The organism is Burkholderia sp. ZZQ-2 (assembly GCF_050768715.1).
GTDB classification, from domain to species: domain Bacteria; phylum Pseudomonadota; class Gammaproteobacteria; order Burkholderiales; family Burkholderiaceae; genus Burkholderia; species Burkholderia cepacia.
Genome location: NZ_LDVA01000235.1, coordinates 1 through 20,735 on the forward strand (window position 1 = coordinate 1; position 20,735 = coordinate 20,735).

General features: G+C 65.8%; 19 protein-coding genes. 16 read left to right on the forward strand and 3 right to left on the reverse strand.

Annotation, left to right across the window (positions count from 1 at the left end):
- Positions 1-119: 119 nt before the first annotated feature.
- Both ABY44_RS15885 and map read right to left on the reverse strand, forming a co-directional pair.
- Positions 120-2,696 carry a [protein-PII] uridylyltransferase gene (locus ABY44_RS15885; protein WP_060170433.1) on the reverse strand — a complete coding sequence of 859 codons (2,577 nt, stop codon included), beginning with the start codon at positions 2,694-2,696 and terminating at the stop codon, positions 120-122.
- A 54-nt stretch (positions 2,697-2,750) separates the two neighbouring features.
- Positions 2,751-3,566 carry a type I methionyl aminopeptidase gene (gene map / locus ABY44_RS15890; protein ID WP_021159103.1) on the reverse strand — a complete coding sequence of 272 codons (816 nt, stop codon included), beginning with the start codon at positions 3,564-3,566 and terminating at the stop codon, positions 2,751-2,753.
- 377 nt (positions 3,567-3,943) lie between these two features.
- Here map and rpsB point away from each other — a divergent pair, with 377 nt between their 5' ends.
- The 16 genes from rpsB to ABY44_RS15970 all read left to right on the forward strand — a co-directional run bounded on the left by rpsB (position 3,944) and on the right by ABY44_RS15970 (position 19,571).
- The gene (rpsB, locus tag ABY44_RS15895; RefSeq protein WP_006483818.1) at positions 3,944-4,684 is read left to right on the forward strand and encodes a 30S ribosomal protein S2; all 741 of its coding nucleotides are present in this window, start codon (positions 3,944-3,946) and stop codon (positions 4,682-4,684) included.
- Between the two features lie 162 nt (positions 4,685-4,846).
- A complete protein-coding gene (tsf, locus tag ABY44_RS15900) occupies positions 4,847-5,728 on the forward strand; it encodes a translation elongation factor Ts (RefSeq protein ID WP_021159104.1) in 882 nt (293 codons plus the stop codon).
- A 163-nt stretch (positions 5,729-5,891) separates the two neighbouring features.
- Positions 5,892-6,605: a UMP kinase gene (gene pyrH, locus ABY44_RS15905; protein WP_011352459.1), complete on the forward strand. Its 714-nt coding sequence runs from the start codon at positions 5,892-5,894 to the stop codon at positions 6,603-6,605.
- A 91-nt stretch (positions 6,606-6,696) separates the two neighbouring features.
- Positions 6,697-7,257, forward strand: a complete 561-nt coding sequence (frr, locus tag ABY44_RS15910; RefSeq protein ID WP_027787089.1) for a ribosome recycling factor — start codon at positions 6,697-6,699, stop codon at positions 7,255-7,257.
- Positions 7,258-7,304: 47 nt separating this feature from the next.
- Positions 7,305-8,087 carry a polyprenyl diphosphate synthase gene (gene uppS, locus ABY44_RS15915; RefSeq protein WP_006478494.1) on the forward strand — a complete coding sequence of 261 codons (783 nt, stop codon included), beginning with the start codon at positions 7,305-7,307 and terminating at the stop codon, positions 8,085-8,087.
- Positions 8,081-8,902 carry a phosphatidate cytidylyltransferase gene (locus ABY44_RS15920; protein ID WP_027787090.1) on the forward strand — a complete coding sequence of 274 codons (822 nt, stop codon included), beginning with the start codon at positions 8,081-8,083 and terminating at the stop codon, positions 8,900-8,902. Before uppS ends, ABY44_RS15920 begins: the two co-directional genes overlap by 7 nt.
- Positions 8,903-8,917: 15 nt before the next feature.
- Positions 8,918-10,114 carry a 1-deoxy-D-xylulose-5-phosphate reductoisomerase gene (locus ABY44_RS15925; protein WP_027787091.1) on the forward strand — a complete coding sequence of 399 codons (1,197 nt, stop codon included), beginning with the start codon at positions 8,918-8,920 and terminating at the stop codon, positions 10,112-10,114.
- A gap of 11 nt (positions 10,115-10,125) precedes the next feature.
- Positions 10,126-11,511 carry an RIP metalloprotease RseP gene (rseP, locus tag ABY44_RS15930; protein ID WP_060170432.1) on the forward strand — a complete coding sequence of 462 codons (1,386 nt, stop codon included), beginning with the start codon at positions 10,126-10,128 and terminating at the stop codon, positions 11,509-11,511.
- Between the two features lie 61 nt (positions 11,512-11,572).
- Positions 11,573-13,882 carry an outer membrane protein assembly factor BamA gene (gene bamA, locus ABY44_RS15935; protein WP_057056463.1) on the forward strand — a complete coding sequence of 770 codons (2,310 nt, stop codon included), beginning with the start codon at positions 11,573-11,575 and terminating at the stop codon, positions 13,880-13,882.
- 64 nt (positions 13,883-13,946) lie between these two features.
- Positions 13,947-14,444: an OmpH family outer membrane protein gene (locus ABY44_RS15940; protein WP_011549544.1), complete on the forward strand. Its 498-nt coding sequence runs from the start codon at positions 13,947-13,949 to the stop codon at positions 14,442-14,444.
- A 16-nt stretch (positions 14,445-14,460) separates the two neighbouring features.
- On the forward strand, positions 14,461-15,540 hold the full coding sequence (gene lpxD / locus ABY44_RS15945) for a UDP-3-O-(3-hydroxymyristoyl)glucosamine N-acyltransferase (protein WP_060170429.1): 1,080 nt from the start codon (positions 14,461-14,463) through the stop codon (positions 15,538-15,540).
- Positions 15,541-15,669: 129 nt separating this feature from the next.
- Entirely contained in the window at positions 15,670-16,137 is a 468-nt protein-coding gene (fabZ, locus tag ABY44_RS15950) for a 3-hydroxyacyl-ACP dehydratase FabZ (protein WP_021159112.1), read from the forward strand.
- Between the two features lie 58 nt (positions 16,138-16,195).
- Positions 16,196-16,984, forward strand: a complete 789-nt coding sequence (gene lpxA, locus ABY44_RS15955) for an acyl-ACP--UDP-N-acetylglucosamine O-acyltransferase (RefSeq protein WP_021159113.1) — start codon at positions 16,196-16,198, stop codon at positions 16,982-16,984.
- A 3-nt stretch (positions 16,985-16,987) separates the two neighbouring features.
- Positions 16,988-18,157, forward strand: a complete 1,170-nt coding sequence (lpxB, locus tag ABY44_RS15960; protein WP_027787095.1) for a lipid-A-disaccharide synthase — start codon at positions 16,988-16,990, stop codon at positions 18,155-18,157.
- Positions 18,154-18,798, forward strand: a complete 645-nt coding sequence (gene rnhB, locus ABY44_RS15965; RefSeq protein ID WP_027787096.1) for a ribonuclease HII — start codon at positions 18,154-18,156, stop codon at positions 18,796-18,798. The genes lpxB and rnhB overlap by 4 nt, the downstream gene beginning before the upstream one ends.
- The gene (locus ABY44_RS15970) at positions 18,795-19,571 is read left to right on the forward strand and encodes a TrmH family RNA methyltransferase (RefSeq protein WP_027787097.1); all 777 of its coding nucleotides are present in this window, start codon (positions 18,795-18,797) and stop codon (positions 19,569-19,571) included. Before rnhB ends, ABY44_RS15970 begins: the two co-directional genes overlap by 4 nt.
- 103 nt (positions 19,572-19,674) lie before the next feature.
- Here ABY44_RS15970 and ppsR read toward each other — a convergent pair whose 3' ends face one another.
- Positions 19,675-20,490, reverse strand: a complete 816-nt coding sequence (gene ppsR / locus ABY44_RS15975) for a posphoenolpyruvate synthetase regulatory kinase/phosphorylase PpsR (RefSeq protein WP_021159117.1) — start codon at positions 20,488-20,490, stop codon at positions 19,675-19,677.
- Positions 20,491-20,735 lie beyond the last annotated feature (245 nt).

Sequence of the window (20,735 nt, forward strand, 5' to 3'; positions counted from 1 at the left end):
CAGCGGGACGCACCGCCTTGCGGGCGACGAGGCTGCCGGAGCGGACAGGGGCGCGGGTCGGCGACGCCGGCTTCGGATTCTTGACGGTTAGTTTGGTGCGCATAAACGCTGGAATTCATTCAGACTGCGATCGCACGCAGCAACTCGGTTTCAAGCTGGATCTGCAGGCGGTTGTCGGACAGGCCGGCACCCGCGAGCAGGAAGATGTCCTCGACGCGTTCGCCGAGCGTATTGATCCGCGCCGCGTGGACGCCGATCCGATGCTCGGCGAGTACGCGCGCGATCGAATAGAGAAGGCCCGGCCGGTCGTTGGCCGACACGGACAGGATGTAGTACTGGCCGCGCTCGTCGGCCCGCAGGTCGACGCGCGGCGTGATCGGAAACGTCCGGGACAGCCTCGACAGGCGGCCTTTGGACGGCTCCGGCAGCGGTGCGGTTTCGGCGAGCCGCGACGCGAGCTGTTGTTCGACGAGATTCGCGATGTCGCGGTAGCGCACGTCGCGTTCGGTCTGCGTGACGATGAAGTTGTCGAGCGCGTAGCCGTGCCGCGTCGTGCTGACGCGCGCGTCGAGCACCGACAGCCCGTTGCGGTCGAAATACGCGCAGATGCCCGCGAACAGGTCGGGGCGATCCTTCACGTACACGAGCACCTGCAGCGCGTCGCCGATCGGCGACGGCCGCGCGCGGACGATCGCGGTTTCGGCGTTCACGTGCCGGTACAGCACGCGTGTCTGCCACGCGATGTCGGCTGCGTCGTGACGCAGGAAGAAGCCGACGTCGAGCTGGTCCCACAGCGCGCGATGGGCGTCCTCGGGCACGGTCTCGAGGCGCAGCAGCGCGAGCGCCTGCTCCTGCCGCGACTTCAGCTCCGAATGCGCGTCGGGGTTGGCGCCGCCGAGCACCGCGAGCGTGATGCGGTACAGGTCCTCGAGCAGCTTGCCTTTCCACGTGTTCCACACCTTCGGGCTCGTGCCGCGGATATCGGCGACGGTCAGCAGGTACAGCGCGGTGAGGTAGCGTTCGTTGCCGACGACTTCGGCAAAGCGCTTGATGACTTCGGGGTCGCTCGTGTCCTGCTTCTGCGCGACCTGGCTCATCGTCAGGTGATGCTGGACGAGCCACACGATCAACGACGCGTCGTCGCCGGCGATGCCGTGCTCGCGGCAGAAGCGCCGCGCATCGGCCATCCCGAGCGTCGAGTGATCGCCGCCGCGGCCTTTCGCGATGTCGTGGAACAGCGCGGCGACATACAGCACCCACGGGCGCTCGAAGTTGCCGATCAACTGGCTGCAGAACGGATATTCGTGCGCGTGCTCGGCCACCGCGAAGCGGCGGATGTTGCGCAACACCATCAGGATGTGCTGGTCGACCGTGTACACGTGGTACAGGTCGTGCTGCATCTGGCCGACGATGCGGCGGAAGTTCAGCAGATAGCGGCCGAGCACGCTCGTCTGGTTCATCAGCCGGAACGCGTGCGTGATGCCTTCGGGCTGCTGCAGGATCCGCATGAACGTGTCGCGGTTCTGCGGATCGCGGCGCCACGCGTTGTTCATGATCTCGCGCGAGTTGTACAGCGCGCGCAGCGTGCGGGCGGACAGGCCCTTCACGCCGCGGGTCGTCTCGTACAGCAGGAACGCTTCGAGGATCGCGTCGGGATGGCGCTCGAACACGCCGTCGTCGACGATCTCGAGCATCCCCTGCTTCTCGACGAAGCGGTCGGGCGACAGCACGCGCGTGATGCCGCTCGTCGCGGGAAAGAGCTGCGCCTCGATGTTCTGGATCAGGATCGTCGCGAGCTGCGTGACGGCTTTCGCGGCCCAGTAATAGCGGCGCATCAGCTGCTCGCTCGCGCGCTTGGTCTGCGTCGGCTGGTAGCCGAAGCTCTCGGCCGCCTGCGTCTGCAAGTCGAACACGAGCATGTCCTGGCGGCGGCCGGCGATCACGTGCAGCCGCGCGCGTAGCGTCTTCAGGAAGCCTTCGTTGCGGCGCAGTTCGCGCGCTTCGCGATCGGTGATGAGGCCGCGCGTGTCGAGTTCGCGCCAGCTGCTGCCGAAGCCTGCCGCGCGCGCGATCCACAGGATCGTCTGCAGGTCGCGCAGCCCGCCGGGGCTTTCCTTCACGTTCGGCTCGAGGCTGTACGGCGTGTCCTGGAACTTCGCGTGGCGCTGGCGCATCTCGAGCACCTTCGCGGTGAAGAACGCGCGGGCGTCGAGCGCCTCGTGGTAGCGCACCGTGAAGCGCTCGAACAGCGCGGTGCTGCCGACGATGCGGCGCGCTTCCAGCAGGGACGTTTGCACCGTGACGTCCTGCGACGCCTCCTCGATGCACTGCGCGACCGTGCGCACGCTGCTGCCGATCTCGAGGCCGAGATCCCACGCCATCCCGATGAAGCGTTCGATGCGCGCGTCGAGCGCGGGGTCGTGCGCATCGGGCAGCAGCACGAGGATGTCGACGTCGGAATAGGGCGCGAGCTCGCCGCGCCCGTAGCCGCCGACGGCGACGAGTGCCAGCGTCGCGGGCAGCCCGCAATCGTCCCACACGCGCTTGAGCGCATCGTCGGTGAGTTTCGACAGCGCGTGCATCAGGGACGCGACGTTCGTCGCGCGGCGAAAGCGCTCGAGCATCTCCGTCTTGGCGGCCTTGAATTCGGCGCGCCGCGACAGCGCGTCGGGCGAAGGGGCGGCGTGAGCGCTCATGGGCGGCCGGTCAGGTGCAGGTGGTGCGGATAGGGCGGGCTGGCGCGACGGCGCTCAGACCGCGGCGGCCGGTTGCGCGAACACGGGGCGTGCCGGCGTGCCGGCCGACACGGTCAGCACCTCGTAGCCGGTTTCGGTGACGAGCACCGTGTGCTCCCACTGCGCCGACAGGCTGCGGTCGCGCGTCTTGACCGTCCACTGGTCGGGCATCGTGCGGATGTCGCGCTTGCCGGCGTTGATCATCGGCTCGATCGTGAAGATCATCCCGGCCTTCAGTTCGATGCCGGTGCCCGGGCGGCCGTAGTGGACGACCTGCGGATCCTCGTGGAACACCGTGCCGATGCCGTGGCCGCAGTATTCGCGCACGACGCTGTAGCCTTGCGCTTCCGCGTGCTTCTGGATCGCGTAGCCGATGTCGCCGAGGTGCGCGCCGGGCTTGACCTGGTCGATGCCGAGCCACATGCATTCGTAGGTGGTCTGCACGAGGCGCTTCGCGAGGATCGAACCCTCGCCGACGATGAACATCCGGCTGGTGTCGCCGAAGTAGCCGTTCTTGATCACGGTGATGTCGATGTTCAGCGCGTCGCCGTTCTTGATCACCTTCTCGCCGGGAATGCCGTGGCAGATCACGTCGTTGACCGAAATGCAGGTGGCCTTCGGGTACGGCGGATAGCCGGGCGGCTGGTAGTTCAGCGGTGCCGGGATCGTGCCCTGTTCGTTGAGCATGAACTCGTGGCAGAGGCGGTCGAGTTCGGCGGTCGTGATGCCAGCGACGACGTGCGGCGTGATGAAGTCGAGCACTTCGCTCGCGAGACGGCAGGCGACGCGCATCTCGGCGATATCGTGTTCGTTTTTGAGCGTAATAGCCATCGAGGTATGCCTGGAATGCGGTGAATTGACGGATTATCGCACCTTCTGGCAGGCGTCGCAGCCCCTGCCGGCGGTGCGGGTGCGGGTTTTCGCGGATTGTCCGGCCGGCTGCCGCGCGGCAAGCGAAAGTGGTGAGCGACTTGAGAGCGGACAAATCGGCGTGCTATACTCTTTGGCTAAGTCGACATCCAAATGCCGTAGTGCCCCATTCCGGGGCGGCATCGCGGTGAAAGGCTTACGGCACGGGCGTTTTGCACGTGCCGAATCGCAAGCCGGCGCAACCAGGGTGCCGGCCGCGCGGAAATCGTGCCTTTCGGGGCAGGTTCGTGCGGCGGTACGGCGGCCGGCTTAAGACCCAACCCTCGTGGAGAATTTACATGGCAGTTACGATGCGCCAAATGCTGGAAGCGGGTGTCCACTTCGGTCACCAGACGCGCTTCTGGAACCCGAAGATGGCTCCGTTCATTTTCGGTCACCGCAACAAGATTCACATCATCAACCTCGAAAAGACGCTGCCGATGTTCACGGACGCACAGAAGTACGTGCGCCAGCTGGCAGCGAACCGCGGCACGATCCTGTTCGTCGGCACGAAGCGTCAATCGCGTGACACGATCGCCCAGGAAGCGCAGCGCGCGGGCATGCCGTACGTCAACGCACGCTGGCTCGGCGGCATGATGACCAACTTCAAGACGCTGAAGGTATCGATCAAGCGCCTGAAGGACATGGAAGCGGCAGTCGAGGCAGGCGAGCTCGAGAAGATGAGCAAGAAGGAAGCGCTGCTGTTCGAACGCGAAATCGCGAAGCTGCAGAAGTCGATCGGCGGCGTGAAGGACATGGGCGGCATTCCGGACGCAATCTTCGTCGTCGACGTCGGCTATCACAAGATTGCCGTCACGGAAGCGAACAAGCTGGGCGTGCCGGTCATCGCCGTGGTCGATACGAACCACTCGCCGGAAGGTGTGGATTACGTGATCCCGGGTAACGACGACTCGAGCAAGGCAGTCGCGCTGTACGCTGAAGGCGTGGCCGACGCGATCCTCGAAGGCCGTGCGAACGCGGTCAACGAAGTGGTCCAGGCCGCACGCGGCGACGACGAGTACGTCGAGGAAAACGCGTAACTGGCCCCGAGCCGGCGCAAAAAGGGGGCTCTCAACAGGCCCCCTTTTTTTAAGCTTGTGCGCCGGACCTGATCGCGCCGAATCGGCGCGGGTCCGGAAACGATTTTCGGCCGTTCGCGTCCAAGCGGGCGGCGTTGTGAATACAGACTCAAGGAGCGAATGATGGCGGCAATTACCGCAAGCATGGTGGCAGAACTGCGCGCGAAGACCGACGCACCGATGATGGAGTGCAAGAAGGCGCTGACGGAAGCCGACGGCGATCTGGCCAAGGCTGAAGAGCTGCTGCGCGTCAAGCTCGGCAACAAGGCGAGCAAGGCGGCATCGCGCGTGACGGCAGAAGGCGTCGTCGCATCGTTCGTCGGCGGCAACGCAGGCGCGCTGGTCGAGCTGAACTGCGAAACCGACTTCGTCGCGAAGAACGACGACTTCCTCGCATTCTCGAAGACGGTTGCAGAACTCGTCGCGACGCAGAACCCGGCCGACGTGGCAGCGCTGTCGGCACTGCCGCTCGAAGGCTCGACGGTCGACGCAGTGCGTCTGGCCCTGATCGGCAAGATCGGCGAGAACGTCTCGATCCGCCGTTTCGTCCGTTTCGAAACCGCGAACAAGATCGCAACGTACCTGCACGGCGCGCGTATCGGCGTGATCGTCGAGTACACGGGCGCGGAAGAGCAGGTCGGCAAGGACGTCGCGATGCACATCGCGGCAATGAAGCCGGTCGCGCTGTCGTCGGCTGACGTGCCGGCGGAACTGATCGAGACGGAACGCCGCGTGGCCGAGCAGAAGGCTGCGGAATCGGGCAAGCCGGCCGAGATCGTCGCGAAGATGGTCGACGGTAGCGTCCAGAAGTACCTGAAGGAAGTGTCGCTGCTGAACCAGACGTTCGTGAAGAACGACAAGCAGACGATCGAGCAGATGCTGAAGGCAGCGAATGCGGCAGTGCAGAAGTTCGCGCTGTTCGTCGTCGGTGAAGGCATCGAGAAGCGCCAGGACGACTTCGCCGCCGAAGTGGCCGCGCAAGTCGCAGCAGCAAAGCAGCAGTAAGCCGTAAGCAGTCAGGCAGTATCCGCGGCGGGCGTCCGCTCCGCCGCGGTCGGCGCCGCCGCCGGCCGGCCGGGAAACCCGGTTCGACCGTCGGCGCTTGCCCGAATCAGTATTTCGCCCCTACAGTTCGTGGTTGTCATCCTCTCGTCGCTCGGAAGCCCCTATGTCCAATGCCTATAAACGCGTCCTCCTCAAACTCTCCGGCGAAGCGCTGATGGGCGACGATGCCTTCGGCATCAATCGCGCGACGATCGAACGGATGGTGGCCGATATCGCCGAAGTCGTGCGTCTCGGTACGCAGCTCGCGGTCGTGATCGGTGGCGGTAATATTTTCCGCGGTGTCGCGGGTGGCGCGGCCGGCATGGATCGCGCGACGGCGGACTACATGGGGATGCTCGCGACGATGATGAACGCGCTGGCGCTGCAGGACGCGATGCGCCACGCCGGCATCGAGGCGCGCGTGCAGTCCGCGCTGCGCATGGACCAGGTCGTCGAGCCGTACATCCGGCCCCGCGCGATTCGCCAGCTCGAGGAAGGCCGCGTCGTGATCTTCGCGGCCGGTACGGGCAACCCGTTCTTCACGACGGACACGGCCGCCGCGCTGCGCGGTTCGGAAGTGGGCGCCGAGGTCGTGCTGAAGGCGACCAAGGTCGATGGCGTATATTCTGCCGATCCGAAGAAGGATCCGTCGGCCACGCGCTACACGACGATCACGTTCGACGAGGCGATCAGCCGCAACCTGCAGGTGATGGACGCGACGGCCTTCGCGCTGTGCCGCGACCAGAAGCTGCCGATTCGCGTGTTTTCGATCAACAAGCCGGGCGCGCTCAAGCGCATCGTGCTGGGCGAGGACGAAGGTACGCTCGTCCACGTGTAAACTCCCGCGGATGCGGGCCATCGGCTGCGGCGCGACGGACGCGCCGGGCAGGGCCCGCGTTCTTTGAAGGTTAGAAGGTTCGGAGGTTGAAATGAGTGTCGCTGATACCAAGAAGGGCGTCGAGCAAAAGATGCAGCGCTCGATCGAAGCGTTCAAGAACGATCTGGCAAAGATCCGTACGGGCCGTGCACACACCGGTCTGCTCGATCACGTGCAGGTCGACTACTACGGGTCGATGGTGCCGATCTCGCAGGTCGCTAACCTGACGCTCGTCGATGCGCGCACGATCGGCGTGCAGCCGTGGGAAAAGAACATGGTCGCGAAGGTCGAGAAGGCCATTCGCGAAGCCGACCTGGGCCTGAACCCGGCTACGGCCGGCGACCTGATCCGCGTGCCGATGCCCGCGCTGACGGAAGAGCGCCGCCGCGAACTGACCAAGGTCGTCAAGGGCGAAGGCGAAACGGCCAAGGTCGCGATCCGCAACCTGCGCCGCGACGCGAACGAAGCACTCAAGAAGCTCGTGAAGGACAAGGAAATCTCGGAAGACGACGAGCGCCGTGCGAGCGACGACGTGCAGAAGCTGACCGACAAGCACGTTGCCGAAATCGACAAGCTCGTGCAGACCAAGGAAGCCGAGATCATGACGGTCTGACGACCGTCCTCGCGCGCCGCCTTCTTCCCGCAACTGTCTCAACGGCCATGACCTATACCAGCTCTACCGTTCGCGTGCCTGACGTCGGTGTCGTGCCGCGTCACATCGCGATCATCATGGACGGCAACGGCCGTTGGGCGACCGAACGCCGCTTGCCGCGCGTCGCGGGGCATACCCGCGGCGTCGATGCCGTGCGGGCGGTGGTCGAAGGCTGCGCGCGCGCCGGCGTCGAATACCTGACGCTGTTCGCGTTCAGTTCGGAAAACTGGCGCCGGCCGAACGACGAAGTGTCGTTCCTGATGCGGCTCTTCATCACCGCGCTCGAGCGCGAGGTCGGCAAGCTCCATGCGAACGGGATCCGCCTGCGTGTCGTCGGCGATCTCGACCGTTTCGAGCCGCGCATCCGCGAACTGATTCGCCGCGCCGAAACCAAGACGGCGCGCAACACCCGTCTTACGCTCACCATCGCGGCCAACTACGGCGGCCGGTGGGACATCCTGCAGGCGACGAAGAAGCTCGTCGAGCAGGCCGTGCGCGAAGGGCGCGAGGTCGAAGTGACCGAGGACGCGTTCGCGCCGCACCTGGCGATGGCCTATGCGCCGGAGCCCGATCTCTTCATCCGTACCGGTGGCGAGCAGCGCGTCAGCAACTTCCTGCTGTGGCAGCTCGCGTACGCCGAATTCTATTTCACCGACAAATACTGGCCGGATTTCGACGGCGCGGCACTGGCCGACGCCATGGCGTCGTATACGGAGCGCGAACGTCGTTTCGGCCGCACGAGCGCACAGCTCGAACCGCAATCGCAGAACGCCGACTCCCTTTCATGCTGAAAACCCGTGTGATCACGGCGATCGTGATGCTGGCGGTACTGCTGCCGGTGACGCTGTTCGCGCCGCTCACCGCGTTCGGCGCGCTGATCGGCGTCGTGCTCGTGTTCGCCGCGTGGGAATGGGCGCGCCTGCTCAAGCTGGGCGGCGCCGGCCCGGTCGTCTATGCAGTCGTCGCGGCGCTTGCGCTCGCGGCAACGGTGCCGCTCGGCGTCGATGCGGCTTCGTCCCGTCCCCTTTTCATGGCAGCCGGCGTGTTCTGGCTGCTGGTCGGCCCGTTCGCGCTGCGGCGCAAGCCCGAACTCGCGGGCGGCGTCTGGCGGCCGTTCCTGCTGGCGGCCGGCCTCGTGGTCTTTGCGGCCTGCTGGCATGCGCTCGTCGCGGCGCGCGCGCTGGGCGTGCCGTTCGTGCTGTCGCTGCTTCTGGTCGTCTGGCTGGCCGATATCGGCGCATACTTCGCGGGCAAGGCCTTCGGAAAGCGTAAACTGGCCATCACGATCAGCCCCGGCAAGAGCTGGGAAGGCGCGATCGGCGGCTGGCTCGCCGTGATGGTCGTCGCCGGTGTCGCGATGGTCGTGCACGCGTTCGAGCCGACCCTGTTTTCCGCGTTCGCCGTGCGTTACGGAATGCCCGGCGCGTGGGCTGCACTGACGCTGCTGGTCGCGTACAGCGTGATCGGCGACCTGTTCGAGTCGCTGCTGAAGCGGCAGGCGGGCGTGAAGGATTCGAGCGGACTGCTGCCTGGCCATGGCGGCGTGCTCGACCGTGTCGACGCGCTGCTTCCGGTGCTGCCGCTCGCGATGCTGCTGCTTGGTTAAACCACTATTTCTGTTATGCAAAAACGTCTGACATTGCTCGGTTCCACGGGCTCGATCGGAGACAGCACGCTCGACGTGGTCGCGCGCCATCCCGAGCGCTTCTCGGTCTACGCGCTGACCGCACACCGCAACGGCGACAAGCTGGTCGAGCAATGCCTGCGCTTTGCGCCTGAAGTGGCGGTGGTCGGCGATGCCGCGACCGCCGCGCACGTCGAAGCGAAGCTGCGTGCGGCGGGCAGCAAGACGACCGTGCTGCACGGGCCGCAGGCGCTCGTCGACGTGTCGAAGAGCGACGGCTGCGACACGGTGGTCGCGGCGATCGTCGGTGCGGCCGGCCTCGCGCCGAGCCTCGCGGCCGCGCGCGCCGGCAAGCGCATCCTGCTCGCGAACAAGGAATCGCTGGTGATGTCGGGCGCTATCTTCATGGACGCCGTACGCGACCATGGCGCGATCCTGCTGCCGGTCGACAGCGAACACAACGCGATCTTCCAGTGCATGCCGCGCGACGAGAACGAGCACGGCGGGATCTCGAAGATCATCCTGACCGCGTCGGGCGGCCCGTTTCGCACGCGCGAGCCGGCCACGCTCGTCGACGTGACGCCGGACGAAGCCTGCAAGCATCCGAACTGGGTGATGGGCCGCAAGATCTCGGTCGACTCCGCGACGATGATGAACAAGGGCCTCGAGGTGATCGAGGCGCACTGGATCTTCGGGCTGCCGGGCGACCGGATCGACGTGCTGATCCATCCGCAGAGCGTGATCCATTCGCTCGTGTCGTACCGCGACGGCTCGGTGCTCGCCCAGCTCGGCAACCCCGACATGCGCACGCCGATCGCGCACGCACTCGCGTTCCCCGAGCGCGTCGATGCGGGCGTCGATCAGCTCGACCTCGCGCAGATCGCCCAGCTGTCGTTCGAGAAGCCCGATTACGCGCGCTTCCCGTGCCTCGCGCTCGCGCTGAAGGCACTCGAGGAAGGCGGTATCGCGAGCGCCGCATTGAACGCGGCGAACGAAGTGGCGGTCGAAGCGTTTCTCGCGCGCCGCATCGGCTTCATGGCGATTGCGGCGACGGTCGACGCCGTGCTCAACACGCTGCCGAACCGCGCGCCCGACGGGCTCGACGACGTCCTGGCGGCGGATGCAGAGGCACGCCGCCTCGCCGCCGAGATCATTGCCAAAGCGCCTGCGCCACGCGTGGAGCGCACTGTCTGAATGGGGTGCTCATGAACGTGCTGGTCGAACTGATCGCGTTTGCGGTGGCGATCGGGGTGCTGGTCGTCGTGCATGAGTACGGACATTATCGCGTCGCGCGCTGGTGCGGCGTGAAGGTGCTGCGTTTCTCGATCGGCTTCGGCCAGCCCGTCGCGCGCTGGGTCAGCCGCCGGACGGGCACCGAGTGGACGCTGTCCGCGTTGCCGCTCGGCGGCTACGTGAAGATGCTCGACGAACGCGATCCTGGCTCCGGCATCCCGCCCGAGGAGCTCGGCCAGGCATTCAACCGGCAATCGGTCTACAAGCGCATCGCGATCGTCGCGGCCGGGCCGATTGCCAACTTCCTGTTGGCAATTCTCCTGTTTTCCGTCGTATTTGCCACCGGTGTGACCGAACCGGCCGCGATCGTCGCGCCGCCGGCCGCCGGTACGGCGGCGGCGCGCGCGGGCTTCGACGGTGGTGAGGCGATCGTGTCGATCCGCAACGTGCGCACGGGCGACGCGCAAGACGGCGAGTCCGAGCCGGTAAGGTCGTGGTCGGACCTGCGCTGGAAGCTGCTCGCGGCCGCGTTCGATCACCGCGAGATCGTGCTCGGCGCGCGCGACGGCAACACGACGTTTGATTTCCGCGTCGACCTGCGCAACGTTCCCGAAAGTCAGCTCGACGACGATTTCATGGCCCATCTGGGCTTCGAGACCGGCGGCGGCACGCTGTCGGTCGCGTCGGTGCAGCCCGGCAGCGCGGCGGAGCAGGCGGGCCTGAAGTCCGGCGACAAGCTGGTCGCGCTCGACGGCAAGCCGATCGGCGGCGCGACGCGCTTCATCGATTTCGTGAAACACCATGCTGGCAAGCCGCTCGAGCTGCAGATCGAGCGCGAAGGCGCTGCGCAGACGGTGTCGATCGTGCCGCAGATGCAGCGCGACGACGAATCGGGGCAGCAGGTCGGCCGTATCGGTGCGGCGCTGTCGATGCATGCGCCGTCCGTCGACGTGCGTTACGGGCCGATCGAGAGCCTGCGGCTCGGCGCGCACCGCACGTGGGACATTTCCGTGTATTCGCTGCGGATGTTCGGGCGCATGATCACGGGCAACGCGTCGCTGAAGAATCTGTCCGGCCCCGTGACGATTGCCGACTACGCGGGCAAGAGTGCGCGGCTCGGTCCGTCGGCGTTCCTGTCGTTCCTCGCCCTTGTCAGCATTAGCCTTGGCGTCCTGAACTTGTTGCCGATTCCCGTTTTGGACGGGGGGCATCTGTTATATTATGCGGTTGAAGCCGCGACCGGGAAAGCCGTCTCGGAGCGCTGGCAGCTGATTCTGCAAAGAGCCGGGTTGATCTGCATCGTCGCGTTGTCGGCGATCGCGCTGTTCAACGATCTGGCTCGGTTAATCCATTTCTGAAGCGTCAGGCGGCGGCCGCTGGGCAGCCGCCTGATTTGATGCAGCTAAATATTGGGGATGCATGTTGTTCAAACCTCATCGTTTTGTACCTAAGACAGTTGCAGCGGCCGCGCTCGCCGCGCACGGCCTCGCGGCGCATGCAGCGGCACCGTTCGTGGTGCAAGACATCAAGATCGAGGGGCTGCAGCGCGTCGAAGCGGGTTCGGTGTTCGCCTACCTGCCGATCAAGCAGGGCGATACCTTCACGGACGACAAGGCATCCGAAGCAATCCGCGCGCTGTACGCGACGGGCTTTTTCAACGACGTACGCATCGCCACGCAGGGCAACGTCGTGATCGTGCAGGTGCAGGAGCGTCCGGCCATCGCGTCGATCGACTTCACCGGTACGAAGGAATTCGACAAGGACAACCTGACGAAGGCGCTGCGCGCGGTCGGCCTTGCCGACGGCCGTTATTACGACAAGGCGCTCGTCGACAAGGCGGAGCAGGAGCTCAAGCGCCAGTACCTCACGCGCGGCTTCTACGCGGCCGAGGTCAAGACGACGGTCACGCCGGTCGACGCGAACCGTGTGTCGATCCTGTTCGCGGTGGCCGAAGGCCCGAGCGCGAAGATCCGCCAGATCAACTTCATCGGCAACAAGGCATTCAGCACCAGCACGCTGCGCGATGAGATGCAGCTGTCCACGCCGAACTGGTTCTCCTGGTACACGAAGAACGACCTGTACTCGAAGGAAAAGCTGACGGGCGACCTCGAAGCGGTGCGCTCGTACTACCTGAACCGCGGCTATCTCGAGTTCAACATCGATTCGACCCAGGTGTCGATCTCGCCCGACAAGAAGGACATGTACCTGACGGTCACGCTGCACGAAGGCGAGCCGTACACGGTGTCGGGCATCAAGCTGTCGGGCAACCTGCTCGATCGCGAGGCCGAACTCAGCAAGCTGATCAAGATCAAGCCGGGCGACCGCTTCTCGGCCGAAAAGCTGCAGCAGACCACCAAGTCGATCGTCGACAAGCTCGGTGAATACGGCTATGCATTCGCGACCGTCAACGCGCAGCCGGACATCGACCAGGCGAACCACAAGGTGAACCTGAACCTCGTCGTCGATCCGAGCCGCCGCGTGTACGTGCGCCGGATCAACGTCGTCGGCAACACGCGCACGCGCGACGAAGTCGTGCGCCGCGAAATGCGCCAGCTCGAAAGCTCGTGGTTCGATTCGAACCGCCTCGCGCTGTCGAAGGATCGCGTGAACCGTCTCGGCTACTTCACCAACGTCGACGTGACGACGGTGCCGGTCGACGGCACGAACGACCAGGTCGACGTGAACGTGAAGGTCGATGAAAAGCCGACCGGCGCGATCACGCTGGGCGCCGGCTTCTCGTCGACGGACAAGGTCGTGCTGTCGGCGGGCGTGTCGCAGGACAACGTGTTCGGCTCGGGTACCAGCCTGTCGGTGAACGTCAACACCGCGAAGAGCTACCGTACGCTGACCGTCACGCAGGTCGACCCGTATTTCACGGTCGACGGCATCAAGCGGATCACGGACGTCTACTACCGCACGTACCAGCCGCTCTACTACTCGACGAGCTCGAGCTTCCGGATCATCAGCGCGGGCGGCAACCTGAAGTTCGGCATTCCGTTCTCGGAAGTCGACACCGTCTACTTCGGCGCCGGCTTCGAGCAGAACCGTCTCGACGTCGATTCCAACACGCCGCAGAGCTACCAGGATTACGTGAACGAGTTCGGCCGCGTGTCGAACACGGTGCCGCTGACGGTCGCGTGGTCGCGCGACGCGCGTGACAGCGCGCTGATTCCGAGCCGCGGCTACTTCACGCAGGCGAACATGGAGTACGGCGTACCGGTCGGCAAGATCCAGTACTACAAGGCCGACCTGCAGGCCCAGTACTACTATTCGTTCTCGCGCGGCTTCATCCTGGGCCTGAACCTGCAAGGCGGCTACGGTAACGGTATCGGCAACCCGTACCCGATCTTCAAGAACTACTACGCGGGCGGTATCGGCTCCGTGCGTGGCTACGAGCCGAGCTCGCTGGGCCCGCGCGACACGAAGACGAACGACCCGATCGGCGGTTCGAAGATGCTCGTCGGCAACATCGAGCTGACGTTCCCGCTGCCGGGCACGGGCTACGACCGCACGCTGCGCGTGTTCACGTTCCTCGACGGCGGTAACGTGTGGGGCAACGCGCCGGGCGGCACGAGTACGGGCGCCAACGGCCTGCGTTACGGCTACGGCGTGGGTCTCGCGTGGATTTCGCCGATCGGCCCGCTGAAGCTGAGCCTCGGCTTCCCGCTGCAGAAGCACGAAGGCGACCAGTACCAGAAATTCCAGTTCCAGATCGGGACGGCGTTCTGACCGAACGCATGACAACAGCAACGAGAGGGTAATTTTGCTAACCGGTAAGTTTTCGAAACGAGTGATGTGCGCGCTGACCGTTGCGCTGGCCTTGGGCGCTGCGACGGTACACGCACAGGACGTCGCCCGCATCGCGGCGGTCAATTCGGATCGGATCCTGCGCGAGTCGGCGCCCGCGAAGGCGGCGCAGACGAAGCTCGAAGCCGAGTTCGCGAAGCGTGACAAGGATCTGCAGGATCTGGCGGCACGCCTGAAGTCGATGTCCGATTCGCTGGACAAGAACGGCGCGTCGCTGTCGGCGGCCGACCGCGCGCAGAAGCAGCGCGATCTCGCCCAGCTCGATACCGACTTCCAGCGCAAGCAGCGCGAGTTCCGCGAAGACCTGAACCAGCGCCGCAACGAGGAACTGGCGGCCGTGCTCGAGAAGGCGAACAAGGTCATCAAGCAGATCGCCGAGCAGCAGAATTACGACCTGATCGTGCAGGAAGCCGTGTACGTCAGCCCGCGCATCGACATCACCGACAAGGTGCTCAAGGCGCTCGCGTCCGGCTCGACGAACTGAACGGAGCAGACGACGAATGGCATTGACGCTTGAGGAACTCGTAAAGCGGTTCGGCGGCGAGATCGCCGGCGACGCACAGTGCAAGGTGAGCGGGCTCGCACCGCTCGACCAGGCAGGCCCGCAGCAACTCGCGTTCCTCGCGAATCCGAAGTACCTGTCGCAGGTCGAGTCGACCCGCGCCGGCGCGGTGCTGATCGCGCCGAAGGATCTGGAAAAGCTGGGCGCGGCCGCGACGGGTCGCAATTTCATTGTCACGCCGAATCCGTACGCGTACTTCGCGCGCGTCGCGCAGATGTTCATCGATCTGGCCACGCCGCAGCGTGCCGCCGGCGTGCATCCGAGCGCGACGATCGATCCGGCCGCGCAGGTCGCCGCGAGCGCGGTGATCGGCCCGCACGTGACGGTCGAGGCGGGCGCGGTGATCGAGGACGGCGTGCAGCTCGACGCGAACGTCTTCATCGGCCGCGGCACGACGATCGGCGCGGGCTCGCACATCTATCCGAACGCGTCGGTGTACCACGGCTGCAAGGTCGGCCCGCGCGCGATCATCCATGCGGGCGCCGTGATCGGCTCCGACGGTTTCGGCTTCGCGCCGGATTTCGTCGGCGACGGCGACGCGCGCACCGGCAGCTGGGTCAAGATCCCGCAGGTCGGCGGCGTATCGATCGGCCCGGACGTCGAGATCGGCGCGAACACGACGATCGACCGCGGCGCGATGGCGGATACCGTCATCGAAGAATGCGTGAAGATCGACAATCAGGTGCAGATCGCCCACAACTGCCGGATCGGCGCCTACACGGTGATCGCCGGCAAGGCGGGCATCGCGGGCAGCACGACGATCGGCCGCCACTGCATGATCGGCGGCGCGGCCGGGATCGCCGGCCACGTGACGCTCGGCGACTATGTCATCATCACCGCGAATTCGGGCGTATCGAAGTCGCTGCCGAAGGCCGGCATCTATACCAGCGCGTTCCCGGCCGTCGACCACGGCGAATGGAACAAGAGCGCCGCGCTCGTGCGCAACCTCGACAAGCTGCGCGAGCGCATCAAGGCGCTCGAGGCCGCGCTCGCCGCCCAGGGCGGCACGGGCGCCTGAGCGCATCATGCGAGACCTCGAACCGGGCACGGCCAGCGCAACCGGCCCGGTTTGCCAGACTGGGCCGCACGGCGGCCCGCTTCAGCCTTTGCATCACCACCGCGCAGCCTCTGCGTGAGACGAACCATCATGAGCACTGAAAAAATCAATCTCGACATCCACAAGATCCTCACGCTGCTGCCGCATCGCTACCCGATTCTGCTCGTCGATCGCGTGCTCGAACTCGAACCGCACAAGGGAATCAAAGCGCTGAAGAACGTGTCGATCAACGAGCCGTTCTTCCAGGGGCATTTCCCGAAGCGGCCGGTGATGCCGGGCGTGCTGATCCTCGAGGCGCTCGCGCAGGCCGCGGCGCTGCTGACCTTCTCGGAAGAGCAGCCGAAGGATCCGGAGAACACGCTGTACTACTTCGTCGGGATCGACGGCGCGCGCTTCAAGCGTCCGGTCGAACCGGGCGACCAACTGATTCTGAACGTGACGTTCGAACGCTACATCCGCGGCATCTGGAAGTTCAAGGCGGTGGCGGAAGTGGACGGCAAGGTGGCGGCGGAAGCCGAACTGATGTGCACGGTCAAGACGACCGACGTGGCGCCCTGAGCGACGCGGCACGCACAGGCAACGCAACGCGACACATCACATCGAGAGGCAACGGCGCATGACCAGGATTCATCCCACCGCGATTGTCGAACCGGGCGCGCAGATCGACGAATCGGTAGAGATCGGCCCGTACGCGATCGTCGGCCCGCACGTCACGATCGGCGCGCGCACGACGATCGGCTCGCACAGCGTGATCGAAGGCCATACGACGCTCGGCGAAGACAACCGCATCGGCCATTACGCGTCGGTCGGCGGCCGTCCGCAGGACATGAAGTACAAGGACGAGCCGACGAAGCTCGTGATCGGCAGCCGCAACACGATCCGCGAATTCACGACGATCCACACGGGCACCGTGCAGGACGGCGGCGTGACGACGCTCGGCGACGACAACTGGATCATGGCCTATGTGCACATCGGTCACGATTGCACCGTCGGCAGCCACGTGATCCTGTCGAGCAACGCGCAGATGGCCGGCCACGTCGAGATCGGCGACTGGGCGATCGTCGGCGGGATGTCGGGCGTCCACCAGTTCGTGCGCATCGGCGCGCACTCGATGCTCGGGGGCGCTTCGGCGCTCGTGCAGGACATTCCGCCGTTCGTGATCGCGGCGGGCAACAAGGCAGAGCCGCACGGCATCAACGTCGAAGGGCTGCGTCGGCGCGGCTTCTCGCCCGATGCGATCTCGGCGCTGCGCAGCGCTTACCGCCTGCTGTACAAGAACGGCCTGTCGTTCGAGGAAGCGAAGGTGCAGCTGCGCGAGCTCGCGGAAGCGGGCGGCGACGGCGACGCGGCGGTCAAGGCGTTCGTCGAGTTCATCGACGCGTCGCAACGCGGCATCATCCGCTAAGCGATGCCGCTTCCGACCACTCAGCTCCGGCTCGCGATGGCGGCCGGCGAACCGTCGGGCGACCTGCTCGGGGCGTCGCTGCTCGGCGGGCTGCGCGAGCGGCTGCCCGAATCGGCCCAGTATTACGGGATCGGCGGGCAGCGGATGATCGCGCAGGGCTTCGACTCGCACTGGCAGATGGACAAGCTGACCGTGCGCGGCTACGTCGAGGCGCTCGGCCAGATTCCCGAGATCCTGCGGATTCGCGGTGAGCTGAAGCGCCAGTTGCTCGCCGAGCGACCGGACGCGTTCATCGGCATCGACGCACCCGACTTCAACTTCAGCGTGGAACAGGCCGCGCGCGATGCCGGTATCCCGTCGATCCACTTCGTGTGCCCATCGATCTGGGCATGGCGCGGCGGCCGGATCAAGAAGATCGCGAAGTCCGTCGACCACATGCTGTGCCTGTTCCCGTTCGAACCGGCGATTCTCGACAAGGCAGGTGTTGCTTCGACCTACGTCGGCCATCCGCTGGCCGACGAGATTCCGCTCGAGCCTGACATGCACGGCGCGCGCATCGCGCTCGGATTGCCGGCCGACGGCCCGGTGATCGCGGTGCTGCCGGGCAGCCGGCGTTCGGAAATCGCGCTGATCGGCCCGACGTTCTTTGCGGCGATGGCGCTGATGCAGCAGCGCGAACCTGGCGTGCGGTTCGTGATGCCGGCGGCGACGCCCGCGTTGCGCGCGCTGCTGCAGCCGCTCGTCGACGCGCATCCGCAGCTTGCGCTGACGCTCACCGACGGCCGCTCGCAGGTCGCGATGACGGCGGCCGACGCGATCCTCGTGAAGAGCGGCACGGTCACGCTGGAAGCCGCGCTGCTGAAGAAGCCGATGGTGATCTCCTACAAGGTGCCCTGGCTGACCGGGCAGATCATGCGCCGGCAGGGGTACCTGCCGTACGTCGGCTTGCCGAACATCCTGGCGGGGCGTTTCGTCGTGCCCGAGCTGCTGCAGCACTTCGCGACGCCCGAGGCGCTCGCCGATGCGACGCTCACGCAGCTGCGCGACGACGCGAACCGCCGCACACTGACCGAAGTATTCACCGAAATGCATCTTTCGCTGCGGCAGAACACGGCCGCGAAGGCGGCCGAAGCGGTCGTGCGCGTGCTCGAACAACGCAAGGGGCGCGCATGACCGCAGTACGTGCACCACGCCGCCGCGCGTCGAGCGACGTGCAGGACGGTTTCGATTTCAGCCGGCCCGACGAGATCGTCTGCGGCGTCGACGAAGCCGGCCGTGGTCCGCTCGCGGGGCCGGTGGTGGCCGCCGCCGTGATCCTCGATCCGGCGCAGCCGATCGACGGGCTCGACGATTCGAAGGCGCTGTCCGCGAAGAAGCGCGACGCGCTGTACGACCTGATCGTCGCACGTTCGCGTGCGTATTGCGTCGCGTCGGCAAGCGTCGACGAAATCGACACGCTGAATATCCTGCACGCGACGATGCTCGCGATGAAGCGGGCGGTCGAGGGCCTGTCGGTGCTGCCGACGCTCGCGCAGATCGATGGCAACCGCTGTCCGACGCTGACGGTGCGTGCCGAGGCGATCGTGAGCGGCGATGCGCTCGTGCCGAGCATCTCGGCCGCGTCGATTCTCGCGAAGGTCACGCGCGATCGCATGCTCGTCGACCTGCACGAACGTTTTCCGGTGTACGGCTTCAACGTACATGCGGGCTACGGCACCGCGAAACACCTTGCCGCGCTACGCGAGCACGGGCCATGCGAAGCGCACCGGCGCTCGTTCGCGCCGGTTCGCGCGGCACTCGACCTGATTCGATGAAAAGCATCACTTCCCGCGACAACCCGCTGTACAAGCGCCTGAAGGCGCTCGCGGGTTCGACGCCCCATCAGCGCCGCAGCGGCCAGGCGCTGCTCGAAGGATTCCATCTCGCGAGCGCGTACCTCGATACGGGCGCGACGCCCGAGCTGTGCGTGGCGACCGAAGGCGCACTCGGCCACGCGGAGGCGCAGGCGATCGTCGCGCGCATCGATGCGCAACGGATCGTCACACTGCCCGACGCGCTGTTCGGGCAGTTGTCGAACGTCGTCAACGGCGTCGGCTTCCTGCTGCTCGTCGACCGTCCGGCGCAACCGCTGCCCACTCGCGTCACGCATACGTCGGTCGTGCTCGACGGCGTGCAGGACGCCGGCAACGTCGGCTCGATCCTGCGCAGCGCGGCGGCCGCAGGCGTGCGCCACGTGTTCTGTGCGCCGGGGACCGCGTACGCATGGTCGTCGAAGGTGCTGCGTTCGGGCATGGGCGCGCATTTCCTGCTGTCGATCCACGAGGATGTCGAAGCCGGTGAACTCGCCGAACGCCTCGATGTACCGGTTGCGCTGACCGACTCGCACGGCGCGCAGGCGATCTACGATTGCGATCTGTCGGGCCCCGTGGCGTGGGTGTTCGGCAACGAGGGCGCAGGCGTCTGCGCGTACTGGCGGGAGGTGGCCACGCATCGCGTGACGATTCCGCAGCCGGGCGGGATGGAGTCGCTGAACGTCGCAGCCGCGGCGGCGGTGTGCCTGTTCGAGCAGGTGCGCCAGCAGCGGTGAGCGTGACGCCACGCTCGCGCATTCCGCGCACCACGAAAAAAGGCCGCGTTCGACGCGGCCTTTTTGTTTCCGGCGGCGTCTGGGTGGCCGCCGGCGCTCGACCTTAGTACGACTGCCGGTCGAGGCGGACTTCCTGCAGGATCGTCGTCGCGATTTCCTCGATCGACTTGTGCGTCGACGACAGCCACTTGATCCCCTCGCGGCGCATCATCGCTTCCGCCTCGTTGATTTCGTAGCGGCAGTTCTCGGGCGCCGCGTACTTGCTGCCCGGGCGCCGCTCGTTCCGGATCTCCGACAGGCGCTGCGGGTCGATCGACAGCCCGAACAGCTTCTCGCGGTGCGAGGCGAGCGCCGACGGCAGCTTGCCGCGTTCGAAGTCTTCCGGAATCAGCGGATAGTTCGCTGCCTTCACGCCGTACTGCATCGCGAGATACAGGCTCGTCGGCGTCTTGCCGCTGCGCGACACGCCGACGAGGATCACGTCGGCCTCCGACAGGTTGCGGTTCGACTGGCCGTCGTCGTGCGCGAGCGAGAAGTTGATCGCCTCGATCCGGGTCTTGTATTCCTCGGTGTCCGCGTTCTGGTGGCCGCGGCCCATCGCGTGGCTCGACTTGAGCTCCAGTTCCTGTTCGAGCGGTTCGACGAAGCGCTGGAACATGTCGAGCACGAGTGCGTTCGAGCGTTTGACGATGTCGTTCGACTCGCTGTCGACGAGCGTCGTGAACACGATCGCGCGGCGGCCGTCGTGCACGGCGGCCTCGTTGATCTTCTCGACGGTCGCATAGGCCTTGTCGAGCGAGTCGACGAACGGCACGCGCACGAGACGGAATTTCTGGTCGAACTGGGAGAGGATCGAGTGCGCGAAGGTTTCGGCAGTGATCCCGGTGCCGTCGGAGACGATGAATACGGTAGGCAGCATGAATCTGGACGTCGAGCGTGAAGGGCGGTTGCGCGGGCGGCTGGAGGGTCGCCTCCAGACGCAGTGACAAGGTCGCGCCACATCCGGCAGCCGGCACGGTAGAATAGCGGCAACCTGTTGGATAAGCAATTGCGGGGGCAGGGCGCGAACGGCGCCCCAGGCTTTGCCGCTCGATTCCATAATTCCCGGCAAGTTTGGCGATTTGTCTGCAAATATCGCCCTTCTGCCGGGATTTTTGCAAATCG